Annotated in this window: 17 protein-coding genes; 14 read left to right on the top strand and 3 right to left on the bottom strand. The window is 69.7% G+C overall.

Annotated features, from left to right (window positions below; translation table 11 throughout):
* The first annotated feature begins 11 nt into the window (after positions 1 to 11).
* Positions 12 to 311: a YciI family protein gene (locus AB0K14_RS24660; protein ID WP_360453615.1), complete on the top strand. Its 300-nt coding sequence runs from the start codon at positions 12 to 14 to the stop codon at positions 309 to 311.
* A gap of 48 nt (positions 312 to 359) precedes the next feature.
* On the opposite strand, the gene AB0K14_RS24655 is transcribed toward AB0K14_RS24660, so the two are convergent.
* The gene (locus AB0K14_RS24655) at positions 360 to 542 is read right to left on the bottom strand and encodes a hypothetical protein (RefSeq protein WP_360453618.1); all 183 of its coding nucleotides are present in this window, start codon (positions 540 to 542) and stop codon (positions 360 to 362) included.
* Between the two features lie 164 nt (positions 543 to 706).
* On the opposite strand from AB0K14_RS24655, the gene typA reads away from it, so the two are divergent.
* The 10 genes from typA to AB0K14_RS24605 all read left to right on the top strand — a co-directional run bounded on the left by typA (position 707) and on the right by AB0K14_RS24605 (position 12,995).
* Positions 707 to 2,608 (top strand): translational GTPase TypA, encoded by a 1,902-nt coding sequence (gene typA, locus AB0K14_RS24650; protein ID WP_360453621.1) that lies wholly within the window; start codon positions 707 to 709, stop codon positions 2,606 to 2,608.
* 229 nt (positions 2,609 to 2,837) lie between these two features.
* The gene (locus AB0K14_RS24645) at positions 2,838 to 4,508 is read left to right on the top strand and encodes an ABC transporter family substrate-binding protein (RefSeq protein WP_360453624.1); all 1,671 of its coding nucleotides are present in this window, start codon (positions 2,838 to 2,840) and stop codon (positions 4,506 to 4,508) included.
* Positions 4,509 to 4,799: 291 nt separating this feature from the next.
* Positions 4,800 to 6,620 carry an ABC transporter family substrate-binding protein gene (locus tag AB0K14_RS24640; protein ID WP_360453627.1) on the top strand — a complete coding sequence of 607 codons (1,821 nt, stop codon included), beginning with the start codon at positions 4,800 to 4,802 and terminating at the stop codon, positions 6,618 to 6,620.
* 85 nt (positions 6,621 to 6,705) lie between these two features.
* Entirely contained in the window at positions 6,706 to 7,779 is a 1,074-nt protein-coding gene (locus AB0K14_RS24635; protein WP_360453630.1) for an ABC transporter permease, read from the top strand.
* The gene (locus AB0K14_RS24630) at positions 7,772 to 8,725 is read left to right on the top strand and encodes an ABC transporter permease (protein ID WP_360453633.1); all 954 of its coding nucleotides are present in this window, start codon (positions 7,772 to 7,774) and stop codon (positions 8,723 to 8,725) included. Before AB0K14_RS24635 ends, AB0K14_RS24630 begins: the two co-directional genes overlap by 8 nt.
* Complete coding sequence (locus AB0K14_RS24625) at positions 8,722 to 9,900, top strand: ABC transporter ATP-binding protein (protein ID WP_360453636.1); 1,179 nt, start codon at positions 8,722 to 8,724, stop codon at positions 9,898 to 9,900. The genes AB0K14_RS24630 and AB0K14_RS24625 overlap by 4 nt, the downstream gene beginning before the upstream one ends.
* Positions 9,897 to 10,979 carry a dipeptide ABC transporter ATP-binding protein gene (locus AB0K14_RS24620; protein WP_360453639.1) on the top strand — a complete coding sequence of 361 codons (1,083 nt, stop codon included), beginning with the start codon at positions 9,897 to 9,899 and terminating at the stop codon, positions 10,977 to 10,979. The genes AB0K14_RS24625 and AB0K14_RS24620 overlap by 4 nt, the downstream gene beginning before the upstream one ends.
* Before the next feature lie 78 nt (positions 10,980 to 11,057).
* Positions 11,058 to 11,897 carry an N-acetyl-1-D-myo-inositol-2-amino-2-deoxy-alpha-D-glucopyranoside deacetylase gene (gene mshB / locus AB0K14_RS24615; RefSeq protein ID WP_360453642.1) on the top strand — a complete coding sequence of 280 codons (840 nt, stop codon included), beginning with the start codon at positions 11,058 to 11,060 and terminating at the stop codon, positions 11,895 to 11,897.
* Positions 11,894 to 12,286 (top strand): hypothetical protein, encoded by a 393-nt coding sequence (locus tag AB0K14_RS24610; protein ID WP_360453645.1) that lies wholly within the window; start codon positions 11,894 to 11,896, stop codon positions 12,284 to 12,286. Before mshB ends, AB0K14_RS24610 begins: the two co-directional genes overlap by 4 nt.
* Positions 12,267 to 12,995 (top strand): hypothetical protein, encoded by a 729-nt coding sequence (locus tag AB0K14_RS24605; RefSeq protein ID WP_360453648.1) that lies wholly within the window; start codon positions 12,267 to 12,269, stop codon positions 12,993 to 12,995. Before AB0K14_RS24610 ends, AB0K14_RS24605 begins: the two co-directional genes overlap by 20 nt.
* Here the strand turns inward: AB0K14_RS24605 and AB0K14_RS24600 are convergent.
* The gene (locus AB0K14_RS24600; RefSeq protein WP_360453650.1) at positions 12,971 to 13,708 is read right to left on the bottom strand and encodes a GNAT family N-acetyltransferase; all 738 of its coding nucleotides are present in this window, start codon (positions 13,706 to 13,708) and stop codon (positions 12,971 to 12,973) included. The two genes, AB0K14_RS24605 and AB0K14_RS24600, sit on opposite strands and share 25 nt — an antisense overlap.
* A gap of 145 nt (positions 13,709 to 13,853) precedes the next feature.
* On the opposite strand from AB0K14_RS24600, the gene fdxA reads away from it, so the two are divergent.
* Both fdxA and dapC read left to right on the top strand, forming a co-directional pair.
* Positions 13,854 to 14,180: a ferredoxin gene (gene fdxA, locus AB0K14_RS24595; protein ID WP_033430540.1), complete on the top strand. Its 327-nt coding sequence runs from the start codon at positions 13,854 to 13,856 to the stop codon at positions 14,178 to 14,180.
* Positions 14,177 to 15,277: a succinyldiaminopimelate transaminase gene (dapC, locus tag AB0K14_RS24590; protein WP_360453654.1), complete on the top strand. Its 1,101-nt coding sequence runs from the start codon at positions 14,177 to 14,179 to the stop codon at positions 15,275 to 15,277. Before fdxA ends, dapC begins: the two co-directional genes overlap by 4 nt.
* 225 nt (positions 15,278 to 15,502) lie before the next feature.
* Here the strand turns inward: dapC and dapD are convergent, their stop codons facing one another.
* Positions 15,503 to 16,474 carry a 2,3,4,5-tetrahydropyridine-2,6-dicarboxylate N-succinyltransferase gene (gene dapD / locus AB0K14_RS24585; protein WP_360453657.1) on the bottom strand — a complete coding sequence of 324 codons (972 nt, stop codon included), beginning with the start codon at positions 16,472 to 16,474 and terminating at the stop codon, positions 15,503 to 15,505.
* Positions 16,475 to 16,499: 25 nt separating this feature from the next.
* Here dapD and dapE point away from each other — a divergent pair, with 25 nt between their 5' ends.
* Positions 16,500 to 17,561: a succinyl-diaminopimelate desuccinylase gene (gene dapE, locus AB0K14_RS24580; RefSeq protein WP_360453659.1), complete on the top strand. Its 1,062-nt coding sequence runs from the start codon at positions 16,500 to 16,502 to the stop codon at positions 17,559 to 17,561.
* The last annotated feature ends 23 nt before the right edge of the window (positions 17,562 to 17,584 follow it).

Below are 17,584 nucleotides of genomic sequence, written 5' to 3'. Positions count from 1 at the left end.
ACATTTCTTCTATGTACGTCGTGCTGCTGGAGTACACCGCAACGCTGGACGAGGTCGACTACACCCTCCCGGACCACGTGGAGTGGCTGGCGAAGCAGTACGAGGCCGGGCACTTCCTGGCCTCGGGCCGTCAAGTGCCCCGCGTGGGCGGCGTGATCATCGCGCGGCCGATGGCACGCGGGAAGCTGGACGCGCTGCTGGCCACCGACCCGTTCGCGGTCCGCAAGCTGGCGAAGTACCAGGTGGTGGAGTTCCAGGCCACCCGGACGGCGCCCGAACTCGCCAGGGTGAACGAAGCGGTGCTGGGCTAGCCACCCGCCCACGGCCCACCCCACCCGGCGTCGGCCGGGCGGCGGGTGTCACGCGGCCGACTCGCGGGCCTTCTTCCCCGCCTTCTTCCCCTTCTTCCCCGCCTTCTTGCGCTCCTGCTTGGCGGCCTTCTTCGCGGCCTTCTCCCTGGCCTTGAGCAGCACCACCACCGGACAGCTCTTGCACCGCGGCGTCGAACGGCAGCACTTCTTCTTCACCTTGACCTTGCCCACGCGGCGTGCTCCACTCATCCGGGTGTACTCAGAGTAGGTGAGGCTGACCTCACCTGCTGTCCGTGTGTGGTAAGGGCGCTCGGACCGGTAAGCTGTACTCAGGCTGCGCGCGATCCACGTCCGGCGCCTGGCTTTCCTCGCACAAACAGCTCTAGGAGTTCCGCGTGCCCACGGCCACCGCGTCGATCAAGGAAACGCTGGTCCGCAACGACCTGCGCAACGTCGCGATCGTCGCGCACGTTGACCACGGCAAGACGACCCTCGTCGACGCCATGCTCCGCCAGTCCGGCGCCTTCTCCGCACGAGCCGAGCTCGTCGACCGGGTCATGGACTCGGGCGAGCTGGAGCGCGAGAAGGGCATCACGATCCTCGCCAAGAACACCGCGGTCCGCCGCCACACGCCCGACGGCCCGGTCACCATCAACGTGGTGGACACCCCCGGCCACGCCGACTTCGGCGGCGAGGTCGAACGCGGCCTGGCGATGGTCGACGGCGTGGTGCTGCTGGTGGACGCCTCGGAGGGCCCGCTCCCGCAGACCCGGTTCGTGCTGCGCAAGACGCTGGCCGCCGGTCTGCCGGTGATCCTGGTGGTGAACAAGGTCGACCGCCCCGACGCCCGGATCTCCGAGGTCGTCGACGAGGCCCACGACCTGCTGCTCGACCTGGCCAGCGAGGTCGGCGCCGACGACTCGGTGCTCGACCTGCCCGTCGTCTACGCCTCGGCGCGCGCCGGCCGGGCGTCGCTCAACCAGCCCGAGGACGGCGGCCAGCCCGACGAGGAGAACCTCGACGTCCTGTTCGAGGTCCTGTTCAAGCACATCCCCGCCCCGATGGGTGACGCCGACGCGCCGCTGCGCGCGCTGGTGACCAACCTCGACGCGTCGTCGTTCCTCGGCCGCATCGCGCTGTGCCGCATCGAGGCCGGTCGCATCCGCAAGGGCGAGACCGTGGCCTGGTGCCGTGAGGACGGCTCCATCCACAAGGTCCGCATCACCGAGCTGCTGATCACCGAGGCGCTGGACCGCGTGCCCGCCGAGCAGGCCCGGGCGGGTGACCTGGTCGCCATCGCCGGCATCCCGGAGATCACCATCGGCGACACGCTCGCCGACGTGGACAACCCGGAGCCGCTGCCGCGGATCACCGTGGACGAGCCCGCGATCTCGATGACGATCGGCGTCAACACCTCGCCGCTGGCCGGCCGCAACGGCGGCACGAAGCTGACCGCGCGCGTGCTCAAGGCCCGGTTGGACTCGGAGCTGGTCGGCAACGTGTCGGTGCGCGTGCTGCCCACCGAGCGCCCGGACACCTGGGAGGTGCAGGGCCGCGGTGAGCTGGCGCTGGCCATCCTGGTCGAGCAGATGAAGCGGGAAGGCTTCGAGCTGACCGTCGGCAAGCCGCAGGTGGTCACCAAGACCGTCGACGGCAAGCTGCACGAGCCGTTCGAGCGGCTGACCATCGACGCGCCGGAGGACCACCTGGGCGCCATCACCCAGCTGCTGGCCAACCGCAAGGGCCGGATGGAGAACATGGCCGGCCACGGCAGCGGGCGGATCAAGCTGGAGTACGTCGTGCCGTCGCGCGGCCTCATCGGCTTCCGCACCGAGTTCCTGACCGAGACCCGCGGCACCGGCATCGCGAACGCGGTGTCCGAGGGCTACGGCCCGTGGGCCGGCGAGATCCGGACCAGGCACAACGGCTCGCTGGTGGCCGACCGGTCGGGCCAGATCACCGCGTACGCGATGATCCAGCTCGCCGACCGCGGCACGTTCTTCGTCGAGCCGGGCGCCGACGCGTACGAGGGCATGGTCGTCGGCGAGAACCCGCGCGCCGAGGACCTGGACGTCAACGTCTGCCGTGAGAAGAAGCTGACGAACATGCGCACGTCGACCGCCGACGTGATGGAGACCCTCGCCCGGCCGCGGAAGCTGTCGCTGGAGGAGGCGCTGGAGTTCTGCGCCGCCGACGAGTGCGTCGAGGTCGCGCCGGAGGTCGTGCGGGTGCGCAAGGTGACGCTGGACGCCAACCAGCGCGGCCGCGAGCGCAACCGCAACAAGCTGCGGGGCTGAGCACCCGCTCCTTATATATAGGGTGTGCTGACGGGCACCCCGGGCTTCGGCCCGGGGTGCCCGTCGTTTCAGCGGTGTTTCCGCCGGTCGCCCGACACCACCGCGGTTACGGCCGGCACCCGCCGACGGGTGTCGTGCGTCACGCCCGCGCGCGGGGTGGCGGAAGTCGCGCGGTGGGAGTCGTGGGGTTGGGCGTCAACTGTCAGCGCCGTCTGGCACGCTCGTACCCATGGGGAAGCGAACGGTTCTCGCGGTGTTGGCTGCGCTCGCGCTGGCGGGCTGCACGGCGACGCCCCCGCCGCCCCTGGTGCCCTCGACGCCGGGCATGTCGGTCGTGCCGAAGGAGAAGCTGAACGAGATCGTGGTCGGGATGGACGACGTCAAGGGTGGCTACAACCCGCACACGTTGGCCGGCCAGAGCACGGTCACCACGGCGCTGGCCGCGCTGCTGCTCCCGTCGACCTTCCGGACCGCCGCCGACGGCAGCCCGCGGCTCGACCTGGACCTCGTGGTGAGCGCCGAGGTGACCAGCGCGGAGCCGTACACGGTGACGTACACGTTGCGCCGCGATGCCAGCTGGTCCGACTCGGCGCCCATCGCGGCGGAGGACTTCGTCTACCTCTGGCAGCGGATGCGGGAGGAGCCCGGGGTGGTCGACCCCGCCGGGTACCGGCTGATCGACGACATCGCCAGCCGCGAAGGCGGCAAGGTCGTCGAGGTCGTGTTCGACCGGCCCTACCCGGGGTGGCGGAACCTGTTCCGCCACCTCCTGCCCGCCCACCTGCTCAAGGACGCCCCCGGCGGGTGGAGCGCGGCGTTGGCGGACAGCTTCCCGGCCACCGCCGGGCCGTTCGCGGTCCGCACGCTCGACCAGCCGCGCGGCGAGATCGTCCTGGAGCGCAGCGACCGGTTCTGGGAGGCCCCGCCCGCGCTCGACCGGCTGATCCTGCGCCGCGCGAGCCAGCACGACACGATCGAGGCGTTGAACACCGGCGACGACCAGGTCGCCCTCATCCGCGCGGACGCCATCGCGACCAAGGACGTCGAGGAATTGGCCAAGACCACCTCGCTCGCCTCGGTCGTCGTCCCCCGTCCGGAGGTCGTCCAACTCCTCCTGCGCCCCGCCTCGCCGCGAATGCAGGACGTCCGCGTCCGCACCGCCGTGATGAACCTGCTGGACCGCGAGGAGCTGATCGCCGTCGGCACCCGCAGCGGTCCCAGCGCGGGCCTTCGCGCCGACGCCCAGGTGGTCCCGCCGAGCAAGCCCGGCTACACCCCGACGATGCCCGCCAAGGCCGGTGACCCGGTGCAACTGCTCACTGAGTCGGGTTACACCCGACCGGAGGGCGGGCAGTGGGGGCGGGACAACAAGCCGCTTGAGCTGACCATCGCCGCACCGGCCGGGATCGAGCCGTACGTGACCATCGCGAACCGCGTTCAGCGTCAACTGTCATTGTCCGGAATCGCCGCACGCGTCCTGACAACGCAGCCCAATCAGTTGTTCGGCCAAGATCTGTCGGATACCGCCGCTTCCAATGAGGCCATCGACATTGCCGTCGTGCCGCAGCTCGACACCGGCGATTCCGCGGCGGTTCTGGCTTCCACATTCGGCTGCCGGCCGTCACCCGAGGACGGCGGTACACCCATTCCGGCGAATCTGTCCGGTTTCTGCGACCAAGCGGTCCAACCGGTGATCGAACAGGCCCTCAGCGGCGAGGTGCTGCTCACCGACGCGCTCCGGACGGTCGAGCCGGTGCTCTGGCAGCAGGCCGTCGCGATGCCGTTGTTCCAGGTAGCGGACCTGTTGGTGATCCTCCCGCAGGCCGACAACGTCACCGCGGGCGCGCCGTTCGCCGGTCCGCTCAGCGCCGCCCGCACGTGGCGGCGTGAAGATCGTTGACCGTTGACATCCCCGAAACACTGGCTTCAAGATGCGTTCGCGGTGCAGTATTGACAGTATTCCCGTCGTCCGGTTAACGAACGCTCCCGCCCGGTAACGACGGAGTCGCGTGCTGCGACCAACGTGTCACCCTTTGGTCACGATCGGCCGAGGGGCAGTGACCGTGCCGCGCACTGGTTCTTATCGTGCTGCAACGGTGTGTCGGTTCGGGGCGCGTTTGGCACATCACGGTTATGGGTGGAAGTCGGCCCAAACGGTCGCTCCAACCCAGTGCTAGGAGGGCACGTGTCGATGAGGAGATCAAAGGCTGTCACGGCGTTCGCGCTGCTGACCTCGGCCACGCTCGTGTTGAGCGCGTGCGGTGGCGGCGGCACGAGCGGCGATCAAGGTGGTCAGCAGAACGCCGACCCCGGCAAGATCGGTTCACAGGACGAGGTGTTCCAGCGTCCGAAGGTTGACGACATCGGCGAGATCGCCATCGCCGTCGAAGAGGGCTTCGACGACTACCAGAACTTCATCGGTGCGTCGAACAGCTTCGCGAACACGATCGCGTTGACCAACGTGACGCCTTCGCCCTACTTCACCGACTTCGTCGACGGCAAGCTGGTCATCAAGGTCGACGGCGACCTGATGGAGTCGATCAAGGTCGTCTCCAGTGACCCGCAGGTCATCGAGTGGAAGGTGCGCAAGGAGGCCGTCTGGTCCGACGGCGAGCAGGTCGACTGCGACGACTTCTACCTGAAGTGGCTGGCGGCGACGAGCAAGGCGACCGTCAAGGGCGACGACGGCACCGAGGCGTCGATCTGGGACACCACGCCGACCGGGTACGAGAACATCGAGAAGATCGAGTGCTCGGACAACGACAAGACCGTCAAGACCTCGTTCTTCAAGGACAAGCCGTACGCCGACTACCGAGGCATCTTCTCCAGCCCCGGTAGCGACGCGCTCCTCCCGGCGCACATCCTCGAGAAGCAGACCGGCATCGCCGACATCATGAAGGTCACGCCGGAGCAGAACGACGACCAGGTCAAGAAGGCGGCCGAGTTCTTCACCAAGGGCTGGCGCGGCTTCGACAAGGCGCTGTCGCTGTCCGCGGGCCCCTACGTCATCGAGTCGTCGGACCTGAAGGACCAGACGGTCCTGGTCCGCAACCCGAAGTGGTGGGGCAACCCCGGCGGTCCGGCGCGGGTCATCCTGAAGACCAACACCGACTCGCAGTCGGCGACCCAGCAGCTGCAGAACAAGGAAGTCGCCGTGATCGCGCCGCAGGCCGACCCGGCGGTGGCGCTCCAGCTGCGCGGCGACAGCGCGTTCAACGTCTTCGCGGCCGGTGGCCAGACCTTCGAGCACGTCGACTTCAACATGTCGCTGCCCCTGTTCAAGCAGAACAAGGAACTGCGGCTGGCGATCGCCCAGTGCTTCGACAACCAGGGCCTGGTCGACAAGCTGATCAAGGACGTGGACCCGAACGCCAAGCCGCTCGGCAGCCTGGTGATGATGCCCAACGAGGTCGGCTACGAGGACCACTACAGCGACGTCGGCAAGGGTGACGTGGCCGCGGCCAAGAAGACCCTCGAAGACGCCGGTTGGAAGCAGGGCGCCGACGGCATCTACGCCAAGGGCGAGTTCCGCGCGTCGTTCAAGCTGGGCCACAAGATCGTCCAGCGTCGCGCCGACACGGTCCGCATCCTGCAGGACAAGTGCAAGCAGGCCGGCATCGAGATCATCGACGACCAGGCGGACGACTTCAACTCCAAGCGGCTCACCGCGAGCGAGTTCGACGCGGCGCTGTTCGCGTGGGTCGGCCAGCCCCTGAAGGCCGGTGCCTACGGCAACTACGCGTCGAAGGACGCGGGCGGCTCGGGCAACTACAACCTGTACTCGAACCGGCAGGTCGACGAGAAGTGGAAGGCCGCCAACGGCGAGCTGGACTACGCCAAGCGCCTCACCATGATGAACGAGGTCGACAAGCTGATGCGGGACGACCTGCACAGCGTCCCGCTGTTCCAGCTGCCCGACTTCGCGGCGAGCGACGCGAACATCGGCCCGATCGCCTACGTCGGCGTCGGTGGCGGTGTCACGTGGAACCTCTTCGCGTGGCAGAAGAAGTAGCAAGCAGGTTCAGCCGGATCGCTTGAGCTGTAGAAGATGAGTCCGGCCCGGGGGGTCGGTGCCGACCGCACCGACCCCCCGGACGGTGTCCGCGTTCCGGTGGGTGGGATCGCCGGCCGTCGCAGGCGGCTGGCCTGCCTGGGAAGACAAGAGACTTGTCATGTTCCGTTACATAATCCGGCGGTTGCTGATCGCAATTCCGCTGCTGATCGCCGCGTCATTCCTCTGCTTCGGACTCACCGCCGCCATGGGCGACCCCCTGGACGAGTGGAAGCTCCAGAAGCCGCGGACCCAGGCGGAGATCTCGCTCGCCTACGAGCGCACCGGCTACAACAAGCCGTTCGTCGAGCGCTACGTCGACTGGGCGGGCAAGTTCGTCACCGGTGACTGGGGCGAGTCCGTCGTTCCCGGCAACGCCGGCAAGCCCGTCAAGGACGACCTGTTCAAGGCGTTCGTCGTCACGCTGCGCCTGATCGTCGGGGCCGAGTTGATCGCACTGGTCCTCGGTATGGCGATCGGCGTCATCGGCGCGGTCAAACAGTACTCGATATTCGACTACACAGCGACCGGAATAGCGTTCGCCATGTTCTCGATGCCGCTGTTCTGCGTCGCCCTCATCCTGAAGGCGGGCGGCATCCAGCTCAACAACTGGCTGGAGTCGATAGGCGCGGACCGGTGGATCATCACCGCTGGTCCGCCGGGTGACGGCTTCAAGGGTTCCTTCGGCGAGCAGCTGTTCCAGTACAGCGGCGCCTACATCCTGCCGACCATCTGCCTGGTCGTGATCCAGTTCGCGCTGTACAGCCGGTTCCAGCGCGCCTCGATGCTGGAGACCCTCAACGCCGACTACGTGCGCACCGCGCAGGCGAAGGGCATCTCGCAGGGGCGGTCCATCTTCCGGCACGCGTTCCGCAACGCCCTCATCCCGATCATCACCGTCTCGTCGCTGAACATCGGCGCCGGCTTCGGCGGCGCCGTGATCACCGAGACCGTCTTCGGCTGGTCCGGCATGGGCAAGTTCCTGATCGACGCGATCACCAAGAAAGAGCCTTACCAGGTGCTCGGCTTCATGATGGTGACCGCCGTGTTCATCATCGTGTTCAACCTGATCGCGGACATCCTTTACGCCTACCTGGACCCGAGGATTCGCCTTGACTGAGATCGGATCTCCTGTGGCGCAGGCTCCAACGCCCACCTCAGCCGAGGCAAGTCAGTTCGACACCACCTCGGCCCGCAAGCAGTGGCAGGTCATCCTGCGCCGCTTCCTGCGACACCGCGCCGCCGTCGTCGGCCTCGCGCTGTTCGTCGTGCTCGTGCTGTTCGCCTTCCTGGGCGGCCTGATCTGGAAGTACTCCTACACGGACCTGGGCTTCCAGCGGTACCTGCCGCCCAGCGGCGACCACCCGTTCGGCACCGACCGGCTCGGCGGCGACATGGTCGCGCTGATCATCCGCGGCTCCCAGTTCTCGTTGCAGATCGCGATCGTGGTCGCCCTGGTGTCCACCGTGATCGGCGTCGTGCTCGGCGCGCTCGCGGGCTACATGCGCGGCTGGGTCGACAGCCTGATCAGCCGGTTCATCGACCTGCTGCTGGTCATCCCCGCCTTCGTCATCGCGGCGGTGCTGGTCCGCAACAGCTTCGTGCTGTCCGTGGCGGGCGGCAGCGGCAGCAACTGGCTCATCGTGGCGCTGTACCTGGGCCTGATCGGCTGGCTGTCGATCGCCCGCGTCATCCGCGGCATGGTGCTGTCGCTGCGGGAGAAGGAGTTCGTGGAGGCGGCCCGCGCGCTCGGCGCGTCCACCTCCCGGATCATCTTCCGGCACATCCTGCCCAACACCATCGACGTGATCATCGTGAACGCGACGCTGGCGGTCGCGCAGGCGGTGCTGCTGGAGGCGGCGTTGTCGTTCATCGGCCTCGGCGTCCAGCCGCCGGACACCTCGCTGGGGTTGATGATCAGCCTGAACAAGAACGAGCTGACGCTGCACCCGTGGCTCTTCTTCATCCCGTTCACCTTCATCGTGCTCATCTCGCTGTCGGTGAACTTCATCGGTGACGGTCTCCGGGACGCCTTCGACCCGCGGCAGAAGAGGGTGAAGGCATGAGCGAAGTGGACGTGATGGACGCCCCGGACCCGATCTCCGACCGCGCGGGCGGCGAGAAGCTGCTGCGGGTCGAGAACCTGTCGGTCGACTTCCCGACCGACGACGGCACCGTGCACGCCGTGCGCGACGTGTCGTTCACCCTCGGCCCCGGCGAGGTGCTGGGCGTCGTGGGCGAGTCGGGCTCGGGCAAGTCGGTGTCGTCGATGGCGATCATGGGCCTGCTGCCCAAGACCGCGAAGGTCGGCGGGTCGATCAAGTTCAAGGACCGCGAGCTCGTGGGCCTGAACTACAAGCAGATGCAGCCCGTGCGCGGCAACGGCGTCTCGATGATCTTCCAGGACCCGATGACGTCGCTGAACCCGGTGTACACGGTGGGCTGGCAGCTCGCCGAGGCCTACCAGGCGCACCACGACGTGTCGAAGAAGGCCGCCTGGGCCAAGGCCGTCGAGGTGCTGGAACTCGTCGGCATCCCCCAGCCGGACCGCCGCGCCTCGCAGTACCCGCACGAGTTCTCCGGCGGCATGAGGCAGCGCGCGATGATCGCTATGTCGATCATCAACGACCCGGACGTGATCATCGCGGACGAGCCGACCACGGCGCTGGACGTGACCGTGCAGGCGCAGATCCTGGACACGCTGCTGCGCATCCGGGACGAGACGAACGCGGGCATCATGGTCATCACGCACGACCTGGGCGTGGTCGCGGGCATGGTGGACCGCGTGCAGGTGATGTACGGCGGCACGGTCGTCGAGCAGGGCACCGTGGACGAGGTGTTCGAGGCGCAGCGGATGCCGTACACGGTCGGCCTGCTGGGTTCGATCCCGAACCCGAACCTGCTGGGCAAGCGGCTCACCCCGATCAAGGGCGCGCCGCCGTCGTTGATGAACCTGCCGCAGGGCTGCTCGTTCTCGCCCCGGTGCCCGCTCGTGATCGACGAGTGCCGCGAGACCGAGCCGCTGTTGCTGGAGACCGACCGGGCAGGCCACTTCGCGCGGTGCCACCGCTCCGCGCACCTGGCCACCATCGAGAACCCGCAGCGGCTGTTCGCCCACGACGAGATCGGCGTGGTGGAGAACCCCGCGTCGCTGACCATGGCCAACCCGGACATGCCGGTGAGCGAGGACCTCGACGTGGTCGAAGCGCGGATGCACGAAGAGGAGAAGCCGACCTCATGACCTCGACAGACGTGAATTCCGGGGCTGTGAACCCCCAGGCCGGGGGACTCGCCTCGGGCGGTCGTCCGGGCGAGACCCCGCTGTTGGAGGTCAAGGACCTGGTCAAGTCGTTCCCGGTGCGCGGCGGCGGCATCATCCCGCGCACCGTGGGGCAGGTCCAGGCGGTGTCCGGGGTGAGCTTCGACCTGTACGCGGGCGAGACGCTCGGCCTGGTCGGCGAGTCCGGCTGCGGCAAGTCCACCACCGGTCGCGCCCTCCTGCAGCTGCACAAGCCCACGTCGGGCTCGGTGAAGTTCGAGGGCCGCGAGCTGACCACGTTGCGGGGCAAGGGCCTGCGGTCCGTGCGCCGGGACATGCAGATCGTGTTCCAGGACCCGTACGCGTCGCTGAACCCGCGCTGGCAGATCAACGAGCTGATCTCCGAGCCGTTCAAGATCCACGGCGTGCCGGACGACGGCGGCTCCGACGTGCAGCACCGGGTCAACGAGCTGATGGAGCTCGTCGGCCTGAACCCGGAGCACCGCAACCGGTACGCGCACGAGTTCTCCGGCGGCCAGCGCCAGCGCATCGGCATCGCCCGGGCGCTCGCGCTCAACCCGAAGCTCGTGGTGCTGGACGAGCCGGTGTCCGCGCTGGACGTGTCGGTGCAGGCGGGCGTGGTGAACCTGCTGGAGGAGCTGCAGGAACGGCTGGGCCTGGCGTACCTGTTCGTGGCGCACGACCTGTCGGTCGTGCGGCACATCTCCGACCGGGTCGCGGTGATGTACCTCGGCAAGATCATCGAGATCGGCGACCGGGAGGACATCTACGCCCGGCCGATGCACCCGTACACGCAGGCGTTGCTGTCCGCGGTGCCGGTGCCGAACCCGAAGGTGGAGCGCCGGCGTCAGCGGATCGTGCTCACCGGTGACGTCCCGTCGCCGGTGAACCCGCCGTCGGGCTGCCGCTTCCGCACCCGGTGCTGGAAGGCGCAGGACATCTGCGCGGTCGAGGAGCCCAAGCTGGAACGGCGCGGCGACGGCGCGGGCACGCTCTCGGCGTGCCACTTCGCCGAAGTGGTGCCCGCGCTGGTCGGGTAGTGCCGGTGCCGTCAGGGCCACCGCTGGTGCGGTGGCCCTGACGGCGTCCTGAGCGGGGCCGACTACTACTCTTTTCCGGTGACGCTCACCGCTCCACCACGGTTGCTGCTGGTACACGCACACCCCGACGACGAAAGCCTGTGGACGGGGGGCACCATCGCCCACTACTCGGCGATGGGCGCGCACGTCACCGTGGTCACCTGCACCCTGGGCGAGGAGGGCGAGATCATCCCGCCGGCGCTCCAGGAGCTGACCGCGGACGCCGCCGACCAGCTCGGCGGGTACCGGGTCGCCGAACTCAGGTCGGCGTGCGCCGCGCTCGGCGTGACCGACCACAGGTTCCTCGGCGGCATCGGCCGCTGGCGGGACTCCGGGATGGCGGGCGTCGCGGCGAACGACCACCCGCGCGCGTTCGTCAACGGCTCGTTCGACGAGCAGGTCGCCGCGCTCTCGGAGATCATCGGCTCGGTGAAGCCGCACGTCGTGGTCACCTACGACGCGTTCGGCGGGTACGGCCACCCCGACCACATCAGGGCCCACCAGATCACCACGGCGGCGGCGGTGGACGTGGACCGCGTGTTCCACACCGTGACGTCGCGTGCGGCGACCGAGGCGGGCGCCGCCGCGCTGGCGGAGATCCCGGACCTGCCGTGGCGGCTGCCCGCCGAGGGCGAGCTGCCGGTCACCGACGACGCGGCCATCACCAGCACGATCGACATCTCCGAGCACCTGGTGGCGAAGCTGCGGGCGTTGCGCGCGCACTCCACGCAGATCAGCGTGTGGCAGGACGGCGCGGGCCGGGCCGCCTACGCCCTGTCCAACGGCATCGCGCAGCCCGTCGTGCAGGCCGAGTACTACGTGCTGGCCAAGGGCCCGGCGGAGGGCGCGGGGACGGACCTGTTCGGGGGGCTCGATTGACCGATCGCCTGGCTCTCGTCGGGATCGCGGTCGCGGCGTTCGTGCTCGCGGTGCTGGAGCTGTTCTTCCTGCCGGTGCGGCTGGACGGCACGCTGCTGCCGCGGGTGGACGACCTGCCGTTCCCGATCACGGTGGTGCTCGCGATCGTGACCACGCCGCTGCTGGTGGTCGCCGCCTCGCGGCACGCGCACCGCACGATGGCCGCGGTGTCGCCGCTGCTGGTGTGGATCGGCACGTTGCTGCTGTTCGGCCTGTTCGGTCCGGGCGGCGACGTGGTACTCCTCAACGACTGGCGCACCCTGGTGCTGTTCGCCGGGGGCGCGTTGCCGGGCGCCATCGCGGTGGGCGCGCACATGGGGAGGACCGCCGGTGGCCGAGACGATCACTGACCGGGACGTGGTGCGGGCGCTGCGGCCGTTCGTGCGGGCGACCGGGCCGCTGCTGGACACCCTGCGCGACGCGAACCTGCTCGGCCTGCGCGACCGCGAGGTGGAGCGCGACGCCGACCGCAAGCTCGTGGACAAGCTGTGGGACCAGCTGGCCGCGGTGAAGGTGCCCGGCACGGCCGCGTGGACGCAGATGGACGTGCTCCAGCGCGACGAGTTCTGGCTCAACCGGGTCGGCCGGGTGGTGTCGCTGGTCGCCGCCCTGCCCGGCATCGGCGGCGTGCTGGCCGACCGGCTGCCGATCCAGTCCGCGCTCGGCGCGGCGGGGCAGGGGCTGCTGCTGTCGGCGATCGCGGGCGAGCACGGGTTCACCTCGACCGAGGACCGGGTGCGGCTGCTCGCGCACGTGCTGTTCCAGCGCGAGGTCGACGGGCTGCCGGTGGACCGGCACAAGGAGGACGAGCAGACCGCCGAGCTGACCGAGGAGCTGCGGGAGCGGTCCACGTTCCGGGCGATCGGCGCGACGATCTGGAAGCTCGCCAAGGTCCTCTGGAAGCTGGAGGACGAGCTGGACAAGCGCCCCCAGGGCAGGCTCTACCACCAGGCGCTCGGCATGTTGCCCGTCGTCGGCGTGGTCGGCGACTACTTCGGCGAGCGCTCGGCGTTGAAGCGGGTCCGCAAGGCCGCCTACGCGTGGTTCGACACCCAGTAGCGGTAGCGGTGGTGCTCGACGCAGCCCAGCGACTCGTAGAGCGTGATCGCGGGCTTGTTGTGCTCGGCCACCTGCAGCGCGCACGTCGTCGCGCCCCGGTCGAGCGCCCACGCGGCCAGTCCGCCCATCAGCCGGCGGCCCAGGCCCAGCCTGCGCGCCCCGGGCCGCACGGCCAGCCGTGCCACGTGCAGCAGGTCTCCGACGACGGCGCCGCGCACGGCGGCCAGCACCTCGCCGTCGCGGACGACCGAGCCGAACCCGACCTGCGGGCCGGACGCCAGCACGTGCCGTTGCGCGGGGGTGGGGTCGCGTTGCGCGGCCAGCTCCCACCATCCGGGAGAAGGGGTGTCCGAAATGTCCACATCGGCGTCCTTCGGGGTGGCGAACCGATCCAGCCGACCGGTCATCACCAGCGACTCCGCCCCGCCCGGGTGATCCACATCGACCCGCCAGCCCGCCGCCTCGACCTCGGCCTCGGCGGGTGCGCCGATCACCACGTGGGCGGTCGGTTCGATGCCGTTGGAGGTCGCGAAGTCGATCACTTCGACGAGTGCGTCGTGCACCGGGATGCCCGGATCGCCCGTGGTCAGGGCGCTGTTCGCCCGCCCGGTGAACCCTCCGGCGGCCCGCAGCCGCCACTGGCCGAGCGGCCGGTCGACCAGCGCCGGCCACGCGTCGGCACACCGCTGCTCCAGCTCCGTGACCGCCTCCACCCCCGCATCGTGCCCCGCGCAGGTGAACGGCGGTCTGTGAGCTGGAGCACGGTGCTGATAAGGCGGGCCTGAGCGTTGGACAATCGACTCCGCCGCGTACTCTCCGGCTTGCGCGGTGTGGACCAGAAAAGAGCAGGAGAGCGCAGTGACCTATGTGATCGCCCAGCCGTGCGTGGACGTGCTCGACAAGGCGTGCATCGAAGAGTGCCCCGTCGACTGCATCTACGAAGGCGACCGGATGCTCTACATCCACCCGGATGAGTGCGTCGACTGCGGTGCTTGCGAGCCGGTGTGTCCCGTGGAGGCCATCTACTACGAGGACGACGTGCCGGACGAGTGGAAGGAGTACACGAAGGCCAACGTGGACTTCTTCGACGAGTTGGGCTCGCCCGGTGGCGCCTCCAAGGTCGGCAAGGTCAGCGCGGACCCGGCGTTCGTCAAGGCTCTCCCCCCGCAGGCGTCGCACGAGTGACCTCCGGTACCTCACGGAGGCTGCCGGACTTCCCCTGGGACTCGCTGGCCGACCACGCCGCCAAGGCGCGCGCGCACCCCGGTGGCGTGGTCGACCTGTCCATCGGCACGCCGGTGGACCCGGTCCCGGAGCTGATCCGGCACGCCCTCGGCACGGTCGCCGACCAGCCCGGGTACCCGACCACGCACGGCACCCCGGCGTTGCGCGAGGCGGTCGTCGGGGCGTTGGCGCGGCGGCACGGGATCGCGGGCCTGGACCCGGTGGCCGTGCTGCCGACCATCGGGTCGAAGGAGCTGGTGGCGTGGCTGCCGACGTTGCTGGGCCTGGGGCCCGGTGACGTGGTGGCCATCCCGGCGTTGGCGTACCCGACGTACGAGGTGGGCGCGCGGTTGGCCGGTGCCTCGGTGGTGCGGCTGGCCGATGGCGAGCCGCCGCCGTCCGGGACGTCGCTGGTGTGGCTGAACTCGCCGTCCAACCCGACGGGCCGGGTGCTGCCGGGGGCGCACCTGGCGCAGGCGGTGGCCGACGCGCGGGCCGTCGGCGCGGTCGTCGCGTCCGACGAGTGCTACCTGGCGCTGGCGTGGGACGCGCAGCCGGTGTCGGTGCTGGCGCCGTCGGTCAACGGCGGTTCGCTGGACGGGGTGCTGGCGGTGCACTCGCTGTCGAAGTCGTCCAGCCTGGCCGGGTACCGGGCGGGGTTCGTGACGGGCGACCCGGCGTTGGTGGCGTCGTTGCTGGAGGTGCGCAAGCACGCGGGGATGATCGTGCCCCGGCCCGTGCAGGCGGCGATGACGGCGGCGATGAACGACGACGCGCACGTGGCCGAGCAGCGCGAGCGGTACCGGGCGCGGCGTGACGTGCTGCTGCCCGCGTTGACGGCGGCGGGCTTCACCGTCGACCACTCGGAAGCGGGCCTGTACCTGTGGTCGACCCGGGACGGCGAGAACGCCTGGGACACCGTGGCGTGGCTGGCGGAACGCGGCATCCTGGCCGCACCGGGCACGTTCTACGGCCCGACCGGCGACCGGCACGTCCGCATCGCCCTGACGGCCACCGACCACCACATCGCCACCGCCACCACCCGCCTAACCCCTTAACCCGCGAGTCGAACACTCGCGTCCCGCGAGTCCCACGTTCGCGTCCCGTGAGTCGAACGCTCAGGACCCCCGAGTCCCACGTTCGCGTCCCGCGAGTCGAACGCTCAGGACCCCCGAGTTCCACGCTCAGGTCACGGTGCCTGAACGTGGAACTCGGGGGTCCCGGAGGTTCGACTCGCCCGGCCTGGAGGTTCGACTCGCGAGACCTGAGGGTTCGACTCGCGGTCAGTCGTTGGTGTGGAGGGCGGCGTTCAGGGCTACGCCGGTGCCGGCGCGGGGGAGGACCTTGACGACGCCGGTGGTGGAGTCGCGGATGAACAGCAGGTTGGAGAGGCCGGACAACTGGCCCGCCTTGACGACGGTGCCGTCGGCGCCGGTGACCTTGGTGCCCGCGGTGATGTAGAGGCCCGCCTCCACCACGCAGTCGTCACCGAGCGAGATGCCCACGCCGCCGTTCGCACCGATCAGGCACCGCTCGCCGACGGAGATGACCTGCCTGCCGCCACCGGACAGGGTGCCCATGATCGACGCGCCACCGCCGATGTCGGAGCCGTCGCCGACGACCACACCGGCCGAGATGCGACCCTCCACCATGGACGTGCCGAGCGTGCCCGCGTTGAAGTTCACGAAACCCTCGTGCATCACGGTCGTCCCGGACGCGAGGTGCGCACCCAGCCGCACGCGGTCGGCGTCGGCGATCCGGACCCCGGTCGGCACGACGTAGTCGACCATCCGCGGGAACTTGTCGATGCCGTACACGGTGACCGGCCCACGGGCGCGCAGCCGCAGCCGCGTCTGCTCGAACCCGTCCACCGCGCACGGACCGAAGTTCGTCCACACCACGTTGCTGAGCAGCCCGAACACCCCGTCGAGGTTCGCGCCGTGCGGCCGCACGAGCCGTGACGACAGCAGGTGCAGCCGCAGCCACACGTCGTAGGTCGAGGTCGGCGCGTCGGACAGCGAGCCGATGCCGACCCGGACGCCGACGACCTCGACGTCACGTTCGGCGTCCGCGCCGAGCTGCTTGGCGGCGGCCTCACCGAGCGCGGCCGAGACCTCCGCGGACGACAGCAGCGCCACGCCGGGCTCCGCGGTCCCGAGCGACGGCGCCGGGAACCACGTGTCCAGCACAGCGCCGGTGGGGGTGACGGTGGCCAGTCCGACGCCGTACGCGCCGGTGGGATTTGCGGTGCTCACGGGTGTCAACGGTAACGTGCGCCAAGTGGCCGACACCTTGCACCTATCCGCCGATCCCGTCGAGCTGACCGCCGCGCTGGTGGACATCCCCAGCGTCTCCGGCGACGAGGACCGCATCGCGGACCTCGTGGAACGCGCGCTCAAGGAGCAGACCTCGCTCGAAGTGGTGAGGTCCGGCAACACGGTCATGGCCCGCACGAACCTCGGCCGCCCGTCCCGGGTCGTGCTGGCGGGCCACCTGGACACCGTGCCCATCAACGACAACCTGCCGTCCCGCCTGGAGGACGGCGTCCTGCACGGCTGCGGCACGGTCGACATGAAGGGCGGTGACGCGGTGATGCTGCACCTCGCCGCCACCGTCATCGACCCGCGCCACGACCTCACGTTCGTGTTCTACGACTGCGAGGAGGTCGAAGCGGTCCGCAACGGCCTCGGTCGCATCGAGCGCGAGCTGCCGGAGTGGCTACGGGGCGACCTGGCGATCGTGTGCGAGTCGTCCAACGCGGTGATCGAGGCCGGCTGCCAGGGCACCATGCGCATCGAGCTGCGCACCAAGGGCGTCCGCGCGCACACCGCCCGCGGCTGGATGGGCGTCAACGCGATCCACGCCATCGGCGACGCGCTGAACCGGTTGCGGGCCTACCAGCCGCGCCAGGTCGAGATCGACGGCTGCTCGTACCGCGAGGGCCTGCAGGCGGTGCGGATCAGCGGCGGCGTGGCGGGCAACGTCGTGCCCGACGAGGCCGTGCTCACGGTCAACCACCGCTTCGCCCCCGACCGCAGCCCCGAGCAGGCCGAGCAGCACCTGCGCGAGCTGTTCGACGGCTACGACATCACGGTCACCGACATGTCACCGGGCGCCCTGCCCGGCCTGGACGCGCCGACCACCAGGGAACTCGTGGCGGCCGCCAGCGGCACCCCGGTCGCCAAGCTCGGCTGGACCGACGTGGCCCGCTTCGCCGCCCTCGGGATGCCCGCGGTCAACTTCGGTCCCGGCGACCCGACGCTCGCCCACACCCAGCACGAGAACGTGCCGGTCGAGGACATCGCCCGGTGCGTCGACGTGCTGCGTCGCTTCCTGGGCTGACGTGCGGCCGCCGCTAGACTCCA

This window comes from Actinosynnema sp. NPDC050801 (assembly GCF_040673975.1).
Lineage (GTDB): Bacteria > Actinomycetota > Actinomycetes > Mycobacteriales > Pseudonocardiaceae > Actinosynnema.
Note: the sequence above shows the minus strand (reverse complement) of the source record. Positions and strands in the feature narration are given on the sequence as shown.

Excerpts from the sequence above, each read along its gene's own strand:
- AB0K14_RS24640 (WP_360453627.1), top strand. The coding sequence starts at position 4,800 with ATGAGGAGATCAAAGGCTGTCACGGCGTTCGCGCTGCTGACCTCGGCC.
- AB0K14_RS24645 (WP_360453624.1), top strand. The coding sequence starts at position 2,838 with ATGGGGAAGCGAACGGTTCTCGCGGTGTTGGCTGCGCTCGCGCTGGCG.
- AB0K14_RS24620 (WP_360453639.1), top strand. The coding sequence starts at position 9,897 with ATGACCTCGACAGACGTGAATTCCGGGGCTGTGAACCCCCAGGCCGGG.
- AB0K14_RS24625 (WP_360453636.1), top strand. The coding sequence starts at position 8,722 with ATGAGCGAAGTGGACGTGATGGACGCCCCGGACCCGATCTCCGACCGC.
- AB0K14_RS24660 (WP_360453615.1), top strand. The coding sequence starts at position 12 with ATGTACGTCGTGCTGCTGGAGTACACCGCAACGCTGGACGAGGTCGAC.